This is a genomic window from Pseudomonas sp. JL27(2026) (assembly GCF_056933555.1).
Window position 1 is genome coordinate 3051202 of sequence record NZ_CM167794.1, and the last position, 16810, is coordinate 3068011.

15 protein-coding genes are annotated in these 16810 nt (G+C 60.3%); 5 read left to right on the forward strand and 10 right to left on the reverse strand.

Annotation, left to right across the window (positions count from 1 at the left end; all coding sequences use genetic code 11):
- Nucleotides 1-5: 5 nt before the first annotated feature.
- The 5 genes from AC1Z1G_RS13760 to pssA all read right to left on the reverse strand — a co-directional run bounded on the left by AC1Z1G_RS13760 (nt 6) and on the right by pssA (nt 6299).
- Nucleotides 6-1199 carry an acetyl-CoA C-acyltransferase gene (locus AC1Z1G_RS13760; protein WP_483620629.1) on the reverse strand — a complete coding sequence of 398 codons (1194 nt, stop codon included), beginning with the start codon at nt 1197-1199 and terminating at the stop codon, nt 6-8.
- A gap of 12 nt (nt 1200-1211) precedes the next feature.
- Nucleotides 1212-1973, reverse strand: coding sequence for an SDR family NAD(P)-dependent oxidoreductase (locus tag AC1Z1G_RS13765; RefSeq protein WP_483620630.1), 762 nt, complete (start codon nt 1971-1973; stop codon nt 1212-1214).
- Between the two features lie 16 nt (nt 1974-1989).
- Nucleotides 1990-3654, reverse strand: a complete 1665-nt coding sequence (locus tag AC1Z1G_RS13770; RefSeq protein WP_483620631.1) for an AMP-binding protein — start codon at nt 3652-3654, stop codon at nt 1990-1992.
- A gap of 168 nt (nt 3655-3822) precedes the next feature.
- Nucleotides 3823-4839 (reverse strand): AraC family transcriptional regulator, encoded by a 1017-nt coding sequence (locus AC1Z1G_RS13775; RefSeq protein WP_483620632.1) that lies wholly within the window; start codon nt 4837-4839, stop codon nt 3823-3825.
- Nucleotides 4840-4955: 116 nt separating this feature from the next.
- Entirely contained in the window at nt 4956-6299 is a 1344-nt protein-coding gene (gene pssA / locus AC1Z1G_RS13780) for a CDP-diacylglycerol--serine O-phosphatidyltransferase (RefSeq protein WP_347900415.1), read from the reverse strand.
- Nucleotides 6300-6459: 160 nt separating this feature from the next.
- Here pssA and AC1Z1G_RS13785 point away from each other — a divergent pair, with 160 nt between their 5' ends.
- Both AC1Z1G_RS13785 and AC1Z1G_RS13790 read left to right on the forward strand, forming a co-directional pair.
- Complete coding sequence (locus tag AC1Z1G_RS13785) at nt 6460-7023, forward strand: TetR/AcrR family transcriptional regulator (RefSeq protein ID WP_483620633.1); 564 nt, start codon at nt 6460-6462, stop codon at nt 7021-7023.
- A 57-nt stretch (nt 7024-7080) separates the two neighbouring features.
- Nucleotides 7081-7560, forward strand: coding sequence for a nuclear transport factor 2 family protein (locus AC1Z1G_RS13790; RefSeq protein WP_483620634.1), 480 nt, complete (start codon nt 7081-7083; stop codon nt 7558-7560).
- Between the two features lie 63 nt (nt 7561-7623).
- Here the strand turns inward: AC1Z1G_RS13790 and AC1Z1G_RS13795 are convergent, their stop codons facing one another.
- The 3 genes from AC1Z1G_RS13795 to gnd are packed head-to-tail and all read right to left on the reverse strand — an operon-like array spanning nt 7624 to nt 10963.
- Nucleotides 7624-8445 carry an HAD family hydrolase gene (locus AC1Z1G_RS13795; protein ID WP_483620635.1) on the reverse strand — a complete coding sequence of 274 codons (822 nt, stop codon included), beginning with the start codon at nt 8443-8445 and terminating at the stop codon, nt 7624-7626.
- Entirely contained in the window at nt 8442-9962 is a 1521-nt protein-coding gene (zwf, locus tag AC1Z1G_RS13800; RefSeq protein ID WP_483620636.1) for a glucose-6-phosphate dehydrogenase, read from the reverse strand. Before zwf ends, AC1Z1G_RS13795 begins: the two co-directional genes overlap by 4 nt.
- Entirely contained in the window at nt 9959-10963 is a 1005-nt protein-coding gene (gnd, locus tag AC1Z1G_RS13805) for a phosphogluconate dehydrogenase (NAD(+)-dependent, decarboxylating) (protein WP_483627853.1), read from the reverse strand. The genes zwf and gnd overlap by 4 nt, the downstream gene beginning before the upstream one ends.
- Before the next feature lie 248 nt (nt 10964-11211).
- On the opposite strand from gnd, the gene AC1Z1G_RS13810 reads away from it, so the two are divergent.
- Together AC1Z1G_RS13810 and AC1Z1G_RS13815 are read left to right on the forward strand one after the other, a co-directional pair.
- Entirely contained in the window at nt 11212-11397 is a 186-nt protein-coding gene (locus tag AC1Z1G_RS13810) for a DUF6026 family protein (protein WP_483620637.1), read from the forward strand.
- Nucleotides 11398-11667: 270 nt separating this feature from the next.
- Nucleotides 11668-13419 carry a phosphoethanolamine transferase CptA gene (locus AC1Z1G_RS13815; protein ID WP_483620638.1) on the forward strand — a complete coding sequence of 584 codons (1752 nt, stop codon included), beginning with the start codon at nt 11668-11670 and terminating at the stop codon, nt 13417-13419.
- Between the two features lie 105 nt (nt 13420-13524).
- Here AC1Z1G_RS13815 and chrA read toward each other — a convergent pair whose 3' ends face one another.
- Both chrA and AC1Z1G_RS13825 read right to left on the reverse strand, forming a co-directional pair.
- Nucleotides 13525-14712 (reverse strand): chromate efflux transporter, encoded by a 1188-nt coding sequence (gene chrA, locus AC1Z1G_RS13820; protein ID WP_483620639.1) that lies wholly within the window; start codon nt 14710-14712, stop codon nt 13525-13527.
- 18 nt (nt 14713-14730) lie between these two features.
- A complete protein-coding gene (locus AC1Z1G_RS13825; protein WP_483620640.1) occupies nt 14731-15222 on the reverse strand; it encodes a GNAT family N-acetyltransferase in 492 nt (163 codons plus the stop codon).
- A gap of 401 nt (nt 15223-15623) precedes the next feature.
- Here AC1Z1G_RS13825 and AC1Z1G_RS13830 point away from each other — a divergent pair, with 401 nt between their 5' ends.
- Entirely contained in the window at nt 15624-16748 is a 1125-nt protein-coding gene (locus tag AC1Z1G_RS13830; RefSeq protein ID WP_483620641.1) for a C45 family autoproteolytic acyltransferase/hydrolase, read from the forward strand.
- Nucleotides 16749-16810: the final 62 nt, after the last annotated feature.

The window sequence follows — 16810 nt, forward strand, 5'->3', positions numbered from 1 at the left end:
GTTCCTTAGTACAGGCATTCAACGGCCATGGCCGTGGCTTCACCGCCGCCGATGCAGATGGCTGCAACGCCGCGCTTCAAGCCTTTCTGGCGCAGAGCCGAGAGCAGCGTCACGAGGATCCGCGCACCGGATGCACCGATCGGATGGCCCAGCGCGCAGGCGCCGCCATGGACGTTGACCTTGCTGTGGGGAATTTCCAGCTTGGTCATGGTCACCAGGCTGACCACCGCAAAGGCTTCGTTGACCTCGAACAGCTCGACGTCATCCAGCGACCAACCGGTTTTCTGCATCAGCTTTTTGATCGCGCCCACCGGAGCCACCGGGAACAGGCCCGGCGTGTCAGCGAACGCCGCGTGACCATGGATCACCGCCAGCGGTTTCAAACCACGCTTTTGCGCTTCAGAGCGCCGCATCAGCACCAACGCTGCCGCACCGTCGGAGATCGAGCTGGAGTTGGCTGCCGTGACCGTGCCACCGTCGCGGAACGCCGGTTTCAGGCTGGCGATTTTGTCCAGTTTGGCTTTGGGCGGCTGTTCATCGTCGGTAATGGTTTTCTGCTCCTTGCCGACCATGACCTGCACCGGGACGATTTCGGCGTTGAAACTGCCGTCCTTGATCGCCTGCTGGGCACGGGTAGTCGAAGCAATGGCAAACGCATCCTGGGCTTCACGGCTGAAACCGTTCGCCTCGGCGCAATCCTCGGCGAAGGTGCCCATCAGGCGCCCCTTGTCGTAGGCGTCTTCGAGGCCATCGAGGAACATGTGATCAAGCACTTTGCCATGGCCCATGCGATAACCGCTGCGTGCACGGTCCAGCAGGTACGGTGCGTTCGACATGCTTTCCATGCCGCCTGCCACCACCACATCAGCGCTGCCGGCCAGCAACATATCGTGGGCCAGGATGGCCGCTTCCATCCCTGAACCGCACATTTTGTTGAGGGTGGTGCAACGGGTCGACTTGTCCAGCCCGGCACCCAATGCGGCTTGACGTGCCGGCGCCTGACCAAGGCCCGCCGAGAGCACACAACCGAACAGCACCTCTTCAACGGCGTCGCTGGCCACACCGGCACGTTCGACGGCCGCGCGGATCGCAGCAGCGCCCAGTTGCGGCGCGCTCAGGCTCTTCAATTCACCTTGAAAACCGCCCATCGGGGTGCGGACGGCGCTGACAATAACAATCGGATCGTTGGAAATAGTCATGACAAATACTCCTTATTTGGCGGCCATGCGCAAGGCACCGTCGAGACGGATCACCTCACCGTTGAGCATGCTGTTTTCTATGATATGCCTGACCAGCGCGGCGTACTCGCTTGGTTTACCCAGGCGCGGTGGGAATGGCACGCCGGCCGCCAGGGACTCGCGGACTTCGGGGGGCATGCCAGCCATCATCGGTGTTTCGAAAATGCCTGGGGCGATGGTCATCACGCGGATGCCGAAGCGCGCCAGCTCACGAGCGGCCGGCAAGGTCAGGCTGGCAATCGCGCCTTTGGAGGCGGCGTAGGCGGCCTGGCCGATCTGACCGTCGAACGCCGCCACGGATGCCGTGTTGATAATCACGCCGCGCTCGCCGTCGGCATCAGCGTCGGTCTCGGCAATGGCCGCAGCCGCCAGGCGCAACAGGTTGAAACTGCCGATCAGGTTGACATTGATCACCTGGCTGAAACTGGCCAATGCATGAGGGCCGTTCTTGCCGAGGATCTTCTCGCCACGCACCACGCCCGCGCAGTTGATCAGGCCGTGCAAACCGCCAAACGCCGCAACGGCAGCGCTGACCGCAGCTTCGGCGGCCACTTCCTGGCTGATGTCGGCCACGACGCAGTGGGCACCGAGTTTTTTCGCCTGAGCCGCAACGGCCTCGGCGTTCAAATCCACCAGCATCACTTTGGCGCCGGCAGCGACCAACATTTCAGCGGTGGCCGCGCCCAGACCTGAAGCGCCGCCACTGACGAGAAAAGCCTTGTTTTCGATCTGCATCATTGTTTCCTTGGGTTCAAGCCGAAGCCTTGTTAACCGCGGCCTCTTGAGCCTTGGCGATTTCCTGGTTGCGCAAGATAAAGCGCTGCAATTTGCCGCTTGGGGTTTTCGGCAACTCACTGACAAATTCGATTTCACGGGGGTACGAGTGCGCGGCCAAACGCTTGCGCACGTGCTGGCGCAGCTCTTCGGCAAGCTCGGGTGAGGCACGGTACTGAGGGCTGAGCACCACGAAGGCTTTCACCAACTCGGTGCGCTCCGGGTCCGGTTTGCCGACCACGGCGGCTTCAACCACGGCCGGGTGCTCGATCAGCGCGCTTTCAACATCGAACGGGCCGACCCGGTAGCCTGAAGTGGTGATCACGTCATCGCTGCGCCCGACGAAACTGATGCTGCCGTCCGGGTTCAGCTCCACGGTGTCGCCGCTGAGGTAGTACTGGCCGACGAACGCCTTGGTCGGCGCGCCTTCGTACCCGTTGAACCAGCACATCGGTGACTGGCTGCGGTCAATGGCGAGAATCCCCGGTTGCCCCACCGACAACTCCTGATGGTGATCGTCGAGTACCACGATCCGGTGCCCCGGCGAGGCAAACCCGGCCGCACCGATGTGCACCGGGTGTTCAAGACCATGGTGGTTGCACAGCACCATGCCCAGTTCGGTCTGACCGTAATGGTCATGGATCAGCACGTTGAGATTGTCGGCGAACCAGCGGATCACTTCCGGGTTCAGCGGCTCGCCGGCGCTGCTGACGATGCGCAGCTTGCCCTTGATCGATCGGGCGAATTCGTCGCCCCCGGCAATCAGCAGCCGATACGCCGTGGGCGAGCCGGTCAGGTTGGTGATGCCGTACTTGTTGATCACCCGGCAGGTGCTTTCGAGGGTGAACGGGCCATCGTAAAAAGTGATCGGATGCCCCATGGCCAACGGGCCCGTGACGCCGAAATAAATGCCGTAGGCCCAGCCCGGATCGGCCACGTTCCAGAAGGCGTCTTCGGGGCGCAGATCCACGGCGTCGCGGGTGTAACTCTGGAAGGCGACGATGGCCTTGAGTGGCACTGACAGGGCCTTCGACGGGCCGGTGGTGCCCGAGGTGAACATCAGCAGGAACGGGTCTTCGCCGCTCAGCAGCACCGGCTCGCACTGGGCCGGATAGTTGGCCAGTTCGGCCCAGAAGCTGAAGTCCCCGCGCACGATGCCCTGACCTTTCGGGCCAGCAACAGTGACGATGGTCGGGCAATCCGCAACGTCATTGAGTTTGGGACGGTTCACCGCATCGGTCACGACCACGGCAGCACCGGAGCTGTTGAGGCGGTGTTCGATGGCTTTCGGGCCGAAAGCGGTGAACAGCGGCTGATAGACCGCGCCGATGCGCCAGGTGGCGAGTACTGCGATCAGCAATTCGACGTTACGCGGCAGCAGGCCGGCGACCTTGTCACCTTGTTTGACGCCCTGCGCCCGCAGGAAATTGGCGAAACGCGCGGCCTTGTCCTGCAAATCACTGAAGGTGTAGGTCGCGCTGGCACCGTCGCGGCCCTCCCAGAACAACGCGATGCGACCCGGCAAGGCATGGCGGTCGCAACACTCGACGCAGGCGTTGAGCGCCGTCAACGAACCGCTCAGTGCGGCATCGACGGTGGTTTGATAGTTGAACTGTGAAGTCGCAGACAGGTAATCGCGCATTGCCAGAATCCCTCTGTATTTTTATTAGGTTGGGGGAACCGTAAAAATCAGGGAAATACTCGCTCTGTGTGCCGGGCGCGGCAATGGTCAAAGCTATCAAGTTGCTTGACTGGTTTGGCCAATATTGTTCAAGAGGTGGGGTCTCTGGCCCTGGCGCTAAGGCCTGGGTCAGCTCGCTTCGTTAAGAATCAAACTGCGGTAATGCCCAGGGTTGGACCCCGACCACTTTCGGAACGCCTTGTAGAACGAACTCGCATCCGCAAACCCCAGGCGCGTGGCGATCTCGGCAAAGCTGATCGAGGGCTCCGCCAGCCAGGCAATCGCCAGTTCTTTGCGCACGCTGTCCTTGAGGCCCTGGTAGGTCTGCCCTTCCTCGGCCAGCCGTCGACGCAAGGTCGATGCCGACATGCACAAGCGTTGCGCCAAGGTGTCGGTTTCCGGCCACTGCTCGGCACTTAAGTGCCGCAAATCCTGCTTGATCCGGCTGGCCAGGCTTTGCGGGTCGCGGTACTTGACCAGTATGTTGGCCGGGGCGTGAGCCAGAAAACGCTTGAGCTCTTCGGCATTACGCTTGATCGGCAGGTCGAGGCAGTCGGCAGAGAAGATCATGCGCGTGCGCGGCCGGTCGAAACGCAGGTTTTCGGAGAACATCACCTCATAGTCGTGGCAGAAGTCCGGACGCGGGCAGCGCAGTTCGATGGCGAGAATCGGAATCCGCCGCCCGGCCAGCCAGCAGGCGACACCATGCACAATCATCCAGTAAGTGAAATAGGTAAATGCCCGGCGCGGTTGCGGGTCGTCTTCCAGCAGGACGATTTCCGCCAGGCTTTGCTGTCGGACCAGTTGCGCGGGCAACCGTTCGAGCATCAGCGACAGAAAATTCAAACCGGACTCCAGCCCCGCTGCCACATTCGGCTGGGCCATGGAGGAACGACACAGGAACGCCAAACTGCCGGATTTCAGTTTGCGCGGGTCCATGCCAAAGAACTCGTCACCCGTGCGCCGGGCCAGCAATCGCCACAACCGGGCGTAGTGAGTGGCGGGCACACGGGCCTCGAACAGCTCCAGCAGTGCCGGGGCGATACCGACCTTGCGCAGTACTTCATCACTGGCATCGCCGGCCGTGCAACCCTGCAGTAACGCTTCACGTACCAGGTGAATGGAGATGGTGTCTTTTTCCGACATCGATCAGTGAGCGCCCTGTTAGTGGAGTGTTGGCCATGTTAGGCAGTGGCGGACAAAAAACCAGTCTCCTTTGGTAGCGCAGACACTCGTTTGCAAGGGCCCCTGCGGCGCAGCCCTTAAAGGATACGGTAGAGCAACCGCTCGATCCGCACGCGGCTCACCCGCCGCAAGAACTTGCCAACGGCTGCCGGGTAGTCCACCAGCGTCTCCAGTTGCTGATAACGCTCGATGCGCGTGGTGTTGCGGAAAATCTCCGTCAGCTCGGTGCGACGCGGTTCCATCAACTCACTGTGCGGATCATCGATCAGCAAGGCGTTTTCCAGGTCCAGACGGAACGCGCGCGGGTTGAGGTTGTTGCCCGTCAGCAAGGTGTAGCGCTGATCGACCCACATGCCCTTCAAGTGATAGGTGTTGTCGCCTTCGCGCCACAGGTGCAGGTTCAACTGACCGCTGTCGATCATCCGTTGATGACGTTTGGCGAAGCGGCGCAGGCTGATTTCATACAGATAAGGCAGCGCCGCGATCACCTTGAACGGTTCGCTGGGCGGAATGTAGAAATCGTTGGCCGTCTTGTCACCGACGATAATGTCGATTTTCACCCCGCGAGCCAGCGCCCGGTTGATTTCCCGGGTAACCGGCAATGGCAGGTTGAAGTACGGCGTGCAGATGGTCAGTTGCTGCTGAGTGCAGGCAATCAGCTCGAGGATCACCCGGCTCAACGCATTGTTCTTGCCCACCCCCAGCAACGGGCTGACCGACAGGCCGCCAGTGGGGAGCGTACCGGCCGTGGTGTCGTACGCCGCGTGCTTGAGGCGGCTGCGCAGGTCACCGATGTCATTGCGCAGGCTGCGCGTGGTCGGCGGGTTGGGCAGGTCGAGGCGATGCACAGCTTTGGACGCGATCAGCCCATGCTGGATCAAGTGCTGCATGGAATCGGCCAGGGCGCTGTTGCGCAGCACGTGATAGCGGTCAAAACGGTACTTGTCGAACTTGTGCAGGTAGACGTTGTTCAGGCTAGCGCCGCTGTACACCACGCAATCATCGATCACGAAACCCTTGAGGTGCAGCACGCCAAACAGTTCACGGGTTTGCACCGGCACGCCGTAGATCGGCACTTCGCTGTCGCGGTCCCGGGTCTCTTGCTGATACCAGGCCGCATTACCCGGCTGCTTGCCGGCACCGATCAACCCGCGCTGGGCGCGCAACCAGTCAACCACCACCACCACGTCCAGCGTGGGGCGCGCGGTTTTGGCGGCGTGCAAGGCGTCGAGGATTTCCTGGCCTGCTTCATCCTGTTGCAGGTAAAGCGCGACGATGTAGATACGCTGGGTCGCCTGGGCGATTTTCTCCAGCAGGCAACGGCGGAACTCGTCAGCGCTGCCCAGGATGGTGACGGCGTCGGCGGTCAGCGCAAAACTGCGCAGTTTAGGCAGTAGGGAACGTTTGAAAAGCGACGGCATAGGGCTCGCAAATGGGTCTAATCCGAAGAGCGCATGAGCTTACACCATGGAGGCGTTCCGGTCTTCACGCGTTGAGATTCACTGCGCTGATATCTAACGAAAAAACCATCAGCGCAAAAAGCCATTGACCAAGGAGAACGATCATTCTACTGTATGCCACATGAACGAAATCACTAGCAACGACACACGCGACATCATTCTGGATGTCACCGAAAAGTTGATCTACAAAAGTGGCATTGCTGCCACGGGCATGGATCTTCTGGTGAAAACCGCCGGCGTCTCCAGGAAAAGTATCTACCGCTACTTCGCCAACAAGGACGAACTGGTGGTGGCCGCCCTGCAGCGCCGCGACCTGCGCTGGATGAACTGGTTTCGCGCCGAAGTCGGCAAGGCTGACTCATCGGGCGGGCGCCTGCTCAACCTGTTCACGGTACTCAAGCACTGGTTTGCCAGCGAAGGCTTTCGCGGCTGCGCCTTCATCAACACCAGCGGCGAAACCGGCGACCCGCAAGACCCGGTGCGCCTGGTAGCAAAGGAACACAAACAGAAACTGCTCGACTACGTGTGCGAGCTCTGTACCGAACATGGCGTACACGACCCGCAGGCACTGGCCCACCAGTTGCTGATCCTGATCGATGGCGCCATTACCGTTGCTCTTGTCATGGGCGATCACAGTGCCGCCGATAATGCGCAATGCATGGCGCGTCAGTTATTGGACCTGTGACGGTTTAAACAAGAACAACCTGCTGTTTGAACACACACTTTTTCTTGGAGACTTTAAATGTCATCTAATGCCGAAGTTCGTCCGCCACTTCCGCCGTTCACCCGTGAGTCGGCCATTGAAAAAATCCGTCTGGCCGAAGATGGCTGGAACTCCCGCGATGCACAACGGGTGTCGTTGGCGTATACGCTGGACACGAAATGGCGCAACCGTGCCGAATTCGCCAGCAACCGCGAAGAGGCCAAGGGTTTCCTGACCCGCAAATGGGCCAAGGAACTGGACTACCGACTGATCAAGGAACTCTGGGCCTTTACCGACAACCGCATCGCCGTACGCTACGCCTACGAATGGCGCGACGACTCCGGTAACTGGTTCCGTTCCTACGGCAATGAAAACTGGGAGTTCGACGAACATGGGCTGATGTCCAACCGTTACGCCTGCATCAACGACATGCCGATCAAGGAAAGCGACCGCAAGTTCCACTGGCCGCTGGGCCGTCGCCCGGATGAGCACCCGGGCTTGTCTGACCTGGGGTTGTAAACGAAGCGTCGGCAATGGCCCGCGTGGCCATTGCCGACGGTGTGCCTGGTGAGGCGTAGCTCCTCAACGAGGCAAAATGTAGCGCTCGATTGCCTGGGCGGCACCGTCATCGACGTTGCTGCCCGTCACCACATCGGCCTGACGCTTGACCGTCTCGTGCGCCTGCCCCATGGCAATCGACAACCCGGCCCGATGGAACATCGCCGGATCGTTGCCACCATCGCCAAGGGCTGCGGTTTGCGCCAATGGCACCCCCAGAAACCCGGCCAATGTGGCCAACGCCTCGCCCTTGTTTGCCTGCATCGCCGTCACGTCCAGGTAAACCGGTTGTGAGCGTGACACCTGCGCCTGCCCCGGCACCCTGGCTTGCAACTGAGCCTCAAGCTCAATCAGCAACGCTGCGTTCTCGCTGGCTGCAACGATCTTGTCGATTCGATCCAGATACGGCTCGAAGGCGTCGACCACCACCGGTGGATAGCCCAGGCCTTGCTGTTCGCGCGGCACCATCGGACCGTTCGGGTTGCGCAACAGCCAGTCGCCGTGGGCAAACACCCAGACCTCAACTTCCGGCTGCGCTGAAAACAACGCAATGGCACGGATCGCCACGTCTTTGGGCACGTAATGAGCCACCAGCAAGCGGCCGTCAGGGTGAACGAGGGTTCCACCGTTGAAAGCTGCCGTCGGCAGGTCGATACCCAGCGCTTCAATCTGTTGCAGCATGGCTTTGGGCGGGCGACCGGTCGCCAGGCTGAAATAGACCCCTGAATCGCGCAATGCCCGCACAGCTTCGATGGTCCGCTGACTGAGGCTGTGATCAGGCAGTAACAAGGTGCCGTCCATGTCACTGAGCAAAAAACGGATGGGTTGCTGCGTGACGCCACTCATCCGAGGCAATGCCAGACGCGGCCGTCACGGGCCAGTAACTCTTCGCCGGCTGCGGGACCGTCTTCGCCGGCTGGATAACCTTGCACCGACGCATCCTGCTGCCAGGCATCCAGGAACGGCTGCACGGCACGCCAACCGTTTTCGATGTTGTCGGCACGCTGAAACAGGGTTTGATCGCCGGTCAGGCAGTCGTAGATCAGGGTTTCATAGCCCGTCGACGGCTGCATCTCGAAGAAGTCCTTGTAGGCAAATCCCAGTTCAATGTTCGCCATGTCCAGCGCCGGGCCGGGCTTCTTGGCCAGCAAGTCGAACCACATGCCTTCGTTCGGCTGGATCTGGATCCTGAGGTACGTCGGTTGCAGTTGATCGACTTCGGTGTCGCGAAATTGTGCGTAAGGCGCGGGCTTGAAGCAGATGACAATCTCGGTGTCGCGCACGCTCATGCGCTTGCCGGTGCGCAGGTAGAACGGCACACCGACCCAACGCCAGTTGTCGATCATCACCTTGAGCGCCACGTAGGTTTCAGTGTTGCTGTCGGGGGCCACATTGGCTTCTTCGCGGTAACCAGCCAGCGGCTTGCCGTCGATCTCCCCCGCGGTGTACTGACCGCGCACCGAGTTGGCGCGCGCATCTTCGATGGACCAGGGCCTGATGGCCCCGACCACCTTGGCTTTTTCGCCACGCACTGCGTCGGCGCCAAACGCCGCCGGAGGTTCCATGGCCACCATCGCCAGTAACTGGAAGAGGTGGTTAGGCACCATGTCACGCAATGCGCCGGTATGTTCATAAAAGCTGCCACGCGTCTCGACCCCCACGGTTTCCGCCGCAGTGATCTGTACGTGGTCGATGTAATGGTTGTTCCAGAACGCTTCAAACAGGCTGTTGGAGAACCGGCTGACCAGAATGTTCTGCACGGTTTCCTTGCCCAGGTAGTGGTCGATCCGGTAGATCTGTTTTTCCGACATGACCTTGAGTAAACACGCGTTCAAGGCTTCGGCGGTGTGCAGATCAGAGCCGAACGGTTTCTCGATCACCACTCGGCGGAAAGCCTCGGGGGCCTCCTCCAGCAACCCGCCAGCGCCCAGCCGCCGTACCACTTCACTGAAGAAGCGCGGCGCGGTGGCCAGGTAGAACACCGCGTTACCCGTGCCGCTGGCAGCAATTTTTGCTGCCAGCGCCTGATACGTGCTGTCGTCCAGGAAGTCGCCCTGGACGTAGCTGATGCCCTTGGCCAGTTTGGCCCACAAGGTCGGGTCCAGCACCTGGTGGCCGTTGCCGACCTTGCTCGGCGCTTCGGTACGGATGAAGTCTTCGAGTTTCTTGGCGAAGTCTGCATCGCTGATCAGGTTGTGATCGACACCAACGATCCGCAAGCCATCATTGAGCAGACCGTCGCGACTGAGGTTGTACAGCGCCGGCATCAGCAGGCGCTTGACCAGGTCGCCATGGGCGCCGAACAGGAATAACGTGGTCGGCGGCGCAGGTTCTGCCTTGGATTTCTTGCGGATCGAGGTCATTTCTTCGGCGTCTCTACGTGGCCACCAAAGCCGAAGCGCATGGCTGACAGGAGTTTGTCGCCATAGGTGCTTTGCTGGCGCGAGCGGAAACGGGCGAACAACGAGTTGGACAGCACCGGTACCGGTACCGATTGCTCCATGGCCGCTTCGATGGTCCAGCGACCTTCTCCGCTGTCGGCCACGGCGCCGGAGTAACCGTCGAGTTTCGGATCGCTGGCCAATGCGTCGGCGGTCAGGTCCAGCAACCAGGACGAGACCACGCTGCCGCGACGCCAGACTTCAGCGATATCGGCCACGTTCAGGTTGAAACGCTGGTCTTCAGGCAGGTTCTCACTGGCCTTGGTCTTCAGAATGTCGAAGCCTTCGGCAAACGCCTGCATCATTCCGTATTCGATACCGTTGTGAATCATCTTCACGAAGTGCCCCGAGCCTGCCGGGCCTGCGTGAATGTAGCCACGCTCGGCGCGATCGTCGTCGGCAACACGGTCCTTGGTGCGCGGAATATCGCCCAGGCCCGGCGCCAGCGTGTCGAACAACGGATCGAGGCGATTCACCACGTCAGCGTCGCCACCGATCATCATGCAATAGCCACGCTCCAGCCCCCAAACGCCGCCGGAAGTGCCGACGTCGATGTACTGCAAACCTTTTTCCGCGAGGGTTTTGGCCCGGCGGATATCGTCCTTGTAGAAGGTGTTACCGCCATCGATGATCACATCACCTGCTTCCAGTAACTGGCTCAGGGTGTCGATGGTTTCTTCGGTCGGTGCGCCCGCAGGCAGCATGACCCAGACCGCTCGGGGTTTATCGAGTGCCGCGACCAGTGCCGGCAAATCTGCGACGCCAGTGGCGCCCTCTTGGCTCAGGGTGTCAACGAACGCGGTGTTGCGGTCATAGACCACAGTGGTGTGCCCGTTGAGCATCAGGCGCCGCGCAATGTTGCCGCCCATGCGGCCCAGTCCAATGATCCCCAGTTGCATGTGCTGATGCTCCTTACTACAAATAAAGGTATGTCACAGGTTATAGCCCAATGAGACTCACGTGGGTTAGTCCAGAGGGTTGCAACATAGTTTCCGGGCAAAATGCCCAATCACCATGGATAACGTCGCTCGAGCTGTTGAAGGCACAACGACAATCAAAAATAAAAAAGTTCCCTTACCACCTAAAAGAAATCAAAATCGGCGCCGATAGTGATTCAAGCCTTTTAACGAGGCTCAATCACAGTTGATGTACGCCATTTGCGAGGTGAGCAATGGACCCTGTCGTTACCGCACGTCCCCCACAAACCCTGTATGTCACGATCCGTCGTGATGAATTGCGCCAGTTGAAAGACGAGCGCGAACACTTGTTGCGCCAGGTCGCCCAGCTGCGCCTGTTGTTGCAGCAGGCCCAGGTGCCGGAAAACCCGGCTGCGGCACTCAAGGCCGCCGGCCTCTGATCGCACTGAACGCATGGGTTCTGGTGTCACGCACCGCGAACCCTTGACGCACAACATGCCTCAGCCCCCCTCTTCTGCTTCGGCCGGAAATCGTTCCTGTGCTGACGCGGCCTGCTTGCTGTCAGTTAGCTGAACGAAACTCACAAAGTTTTCACACCGTGTTGGCAATACTCCCGCGCTTTATGACTGCTCGTCGACGCGCGAGCAGTCGATCGTTCGTCGGTTTCCTTGAGGATCGCGGCGAACCGTTGACGACGACGGGAGCGCTCAATGACATTGTTCAAACGCAGCAGCAAGCCTGCGACAGGGTTTGACTGGGCTGGCCTCGGCTGGCTGTTTCTGTTCTTCTGGTATTTCTCCGGCATCACCCAACTGCTGATTCTGACCACCGGCACCGCCGGTTTTGCAGGCTTTCGCCAAGCTTTCGTAATGAGCACCCTGTGGCTCGCGCCGATGCTGCTGTTCCCGGCCCGTACCCGGTTACTGAGCGCGCTGATCGGTGTGGTGCTGTGGGCCTGCTCCATGGCAAGCCTGGGTTACTTCTTCATCTACCAGCAAGAATTCTCGCAAAGCGTCATCTTCATCATGTTCGAGTCGAACATCTCTGAAGCCGGCGAATACATGACCCAGTATTTTGCCTGGTGGATTGTACTGGGTTTCATTGCCCACACGCTGATGTCTATTTTCCTCTGGACCCGTGTGCGTCCGGTCTACCTGCCCCGCCTACAGGCCTGGGCCGCTGCGACGGTGATTCTGGTAGCGGTGCTTGGTTACCCCATCGTCAAGCAGATCTCCAAGACCGACACCCTGACCGCCGCCATGGAGAAAATCGAAACCCGCATCGAGCCGGCAGTGCCATGGCAGATGCTGGTCGCGTACCGCCGCTACACCCAGCAACTGGACAATATGCAGGGCATGCTCGCGGATGTCGGCAAGATCGCGCCGTTGAAAAACCTCAAGGACACCATGGCCAATCAGCCCGCGACGCTGGTGCTGGTGATCGGCGAATCAACCAACCGTCAGCGCATGAGCCTGTACGGCTACCCTCGCCAGACCACACCGGAACTGGACAAGCTCAAGGACCAACTGGCGGTCTTCGATAACGTCATCACCCCGCGCCCGTACACCATCGAAGCGTTGCAGCAGGTGCTGACCTTCGCCGACGAGCAGAACCCGGACCTGTACCTCAAGACTCCGTCGCTGGTCAGCGTGATGAAACAGGCCGGGTACAAGACCTACTGGATCACCAACCAGCAGACCATGACCAAGCGCAACACCATGCTCACGACCTTTTCCGAGCAGGCCGACGAGCAGGTGTACCTGAACAACAACCGTAACCAGAACGCCCGCCAGTACGATGGCGACGTGCTGGAGCCGTTCTCCAAGGCCTTGGCCGAAGATGCACCCCGCAAGTTCATCGTTGTGCATTTGTTGGGCACGCACATGAGCTATCAGTACCGCTACCCACCAACCTTCGACAAGTTCCAGGACCGTCAGGGTGTTCCGGCAGGTGTTCGCGATGACCAGGTGCCAACCTACAACAGCTATGACAATGCGGTGCTGTACAACGATTTCGTGGTGTCGAGCCTGATCAAGGATTACGCCAAGACCGATCCGAACGGCTTCCTGCTGTACCTCTCCGACCACGGCGAAGACGTCTTTGACTCGGCTGGCCACGATACGCTGGGCCGTAACGAGGGCAAGCCGACCGCGCCGATGTACACCATTCCGTTCATGGCCTGGGCATCACCGAAGTGGCGCCAGACCCATGACTGGAACTTTGCCGGTGAACTCGACCGTCCTTACAGCAGCTCGCAGTTGGTGCATACCTGGGCGGACATGGCCGGTTTGAGTTTCGATGAGCTCGACCGTAGCAGAAGCCTGGTCAGCGACAGCTTCAAACCGCGCCCGTTGCTGATTGGTAATCCTTATGAGCAGAGCGCCAGGGCGTTGATCGACTTCAGCCTGATCAAACCCAAGCCTGTCACCGCCTCCCCTGCACCGGCCGTGGTGCAGAAGTAACTCGGGCTTGCAGGGAGCCAGGCTTGCCGGCGATGACGTTCTTGAGGACGCTATCGCCGGCAAGCCTGGCACCTGCGAAAGGCATCACCTGAACCCGCTACGGGGTTACCCCCACATAAACACCCCGACAGCGGCCCCCACCAGCACCACCCGCCAGGCCGGCCACTTGCCGACCGTCAATGCCAGCAACGCCAGTATCGCCAGTGCCAGGTCCAGCGGTTTGATGATGGTATGCGTCCACAGTGGCTCGTACAGCGTCGCCAGCAGCAACCCCACCACCGCCGCGTTGACGCCAGCCAGGGCGGCCTGAGCCCCAGCGTTACGGCGCAACGATTGCCAGAACGGCAACACGCCGATCACCAACAGCAACGACGGCAGAAAAATCGCCAGCAAGGCGCTCAGCGCCCCACTCCAACCGCCAATCGAAGCGCCCAGAAACGCTGCAAAGGTGAACAACGGGCCCGGCACGGCTTGCGCGGCGGCATAACCGGCGACAAAGGTGTCGCTGCTGACCTGACCGGAATCGACCACAGCGCTTTGCAGCAAGGGCAACACCACGTGACCGCCGCCAAACACCAGCGCCCCGCAGCGGTAGAACCCATCAATCAATGCCGCCAGCGAGTCAGGCCATCGCTGCGCAATCAGGGGTAAACCCGCCAGCAGCGCAAAAAAGCCGCCCAGCGACAACCAGGCAACAGGACGGCTGACGACGATCGACAGACCGTCACCGTTCGCCTCGACAGTCGGCCCGAGCAACACCCGGCCGATCAGTGCGGCGCCCACCATCACGGCCAATTGACTGACAATACCCGGCCACAGCAGCACCCCCAACGTGGCGATCAGCGCAATGCCGATACGCACCGGCCCCCGACACAGGGCACTGGCCATCCCCCACAGCGCTTGAGCGACCACGGCCACCGCGACGATTTTCAGGCCGTGGATCAGACCGCTCGACAGCGCCCATCCACCGTTGGAGATGCCCAACCCCAGCGCGCCCAGCAAGAGTGCCGATGGCAAAGTGAAACCGGCCCAGGCAGCGAGGGCGCCCAAGTAATGGGCGCGAGACAGCCCCAACGCCATGCCGACCTGACTGCTGGCTGGCCCCGGCAGAAACTGGCACAGGGCAATCAACTCTGCATAAGCGGCTTCGCTCAGCCAGGCCCGGCGCTGCACGAACTCCGTACGGAAATACCCCAGATGGGCCACCGGCCCACCAAACGAGGTCAACCCCAGACGCAGGAAAATCAAAAACACCGTCCAGGCGCTGTCATTCGTACCGCGCTGCGCACTCATCGGCGTTTGCCCATGGATTTACAGTGCCTTGGTCCAGAACAGCATCCGCCCGTGAGCCGGGTCGAACATGCCGGCTGCAAAGCCGAATTTGCTATAGGACGCCTGGGCGACCGGGTTGCCTTCGAGCACTTCCAGGGTGATTTTGCAGCAACCGCGCTGGCGGGCGATGTCTTCAACCTTTTGCAGCATCTTCTGGCTCAGGCCCAAGCCACGAAACCGTGCAACCACCACCACATCATGGACGTTGACCAAAGGGCGGCAGGCAAAGGTCGAAAACCCTTCGAAGCAGTTGACCAACCCCGCCGGTTCACCGCCGACAAACGCCAGAACACTGAACGCGTAGGGACGCTTGGCCAGCTCTGCCGGCAGTTGCTGCAGCACATCGGCGGGCAAGGACTGGCCACCGCCCATAGGGTCCTCGGCGTAATGATTGAGCACCAGGCTGATGGCCTCGGCGTGAACCGGGTTGGTGTAGCTGGCCTGTAATACCAGAATGTCTGCGGATTCCATTTCCATCCTCGATGAGTCGTCGGTTTCCTTTCGGCTGGCGAGCATTCGCCCGCGCGTAAAGGTCGGCAGACAGTAGCGTGCCGCCCCCCGGCGCGACAATAGCGGTTTGCGCGTTGGCCCTGGTGCGTCGGTATGACCGATTGGGCCTCATGGATAAAAAGCAGGAAATTTCCGGTTTTTACGACAGCTAAGTACACGGCTGTGTTTACTGCGCATACCTACGCAATCCACTCATTGCGCAACTCACTGAAATATAAACATTTTAGTTGATTCTCAAGAGTCTTCTGCCGTGTAGGTGTCCTACAGTACGGTTTTATCCATCAACCAAAAGCATTGACTCTGGGTTTCAATCCAGCAATTCTTGTACGCAACACAAACAAAAAACACGAGAATATGCCCACATGACTCACTCCCCTTTCCCTCTTGTCGAGATCAGCGGCAGCCCTTTCGAACGCGGCGTACAACATGGCCAGGCCGTCAGCGAGCGCATCAAAAAAAGCATCGATATCTATTCGGTCCAGTTGTTGAAGATGGGGTACACCTGGGCCGACATTCGCGGCTTCGCCAACGAGTTCGTGCCCAGCATCGAAGCCTTCGAACCTGACTACGCCCAGGAAATGCGCGGCATTGCCCAAGGGGCGGGCTGTGATTTCGAGGCCATCGTGCTGATCAATGCCCGTACCGAAATCATTCAGTTGGGCCGGCGCAAGGCGCGGCTTCCCGACCCGGACGGTTGCACCGGCGCGGTGATCTTGCCGTCGGCCTCGGCCAATAACGAAGTGATTCACGGGCAAAACTGGGACTGGCGCGCCGAATGCGCCGAAAGCGCCATCGTGCTCAAGGTCCGCCGCGAGGACGGCCCTGACGTACTGACGTTTACCGAGGCCGGTGGCCTGGCCCGCAATGGGCTGAACTCCATCGGCACCGCCATCACGGCCAACTATCTGGAGTCCGAGCGCGACTACACCCAAGTCGGTGTGCCGTTGCCGTTCATTCGTCGCAAAGCGCTGGAAGCCAGGCACTTTGCGCTGTCGATCAAAGTGGTGGCGACCACGGCCAAGTCCACCTCCAACAACATGATGCTCAGCCACGCCGGTGGGTACGCCATCAACTTTGAATGCGCCCCGGATGAAGTCTTCCCGATCCAGGCCGAACAGGGGCTGCTGGTGCATGCCAACCACTGGCAGAGCCCGGTGGCCCTTGGCAAGCTGCGCGAAGCCGGGTTGGGCAGCGTGCCGGAAAGCCTCTACCGCGATGTGCGGGTGCGGCAGATTCTCAGCGAAACCCCAGGGCAGTTGACCCTCGATCACCTGAAAAAAGCCTTTTTCGACGACTTCGGCACGCCATGGGCCGTATGCCGGCCTCCGCTGCCCAACATGGCCGGCAACCTTTCGGCCACCGTGGCCATGGTGGTCATGCGCCCAGGCGTAGGACTGATGGAAGTGGCGCCGCTGCCCGCCGTCAATCGGACGTTCACTGCCTACTCATTGCCCATGGAGAGCGATATCAACCGCTACCTCGACTAGCGCGCAACATCCACGCCCTGCGGGGCGGCACGACAAAAACAATGACAATAAACAACCAGCGG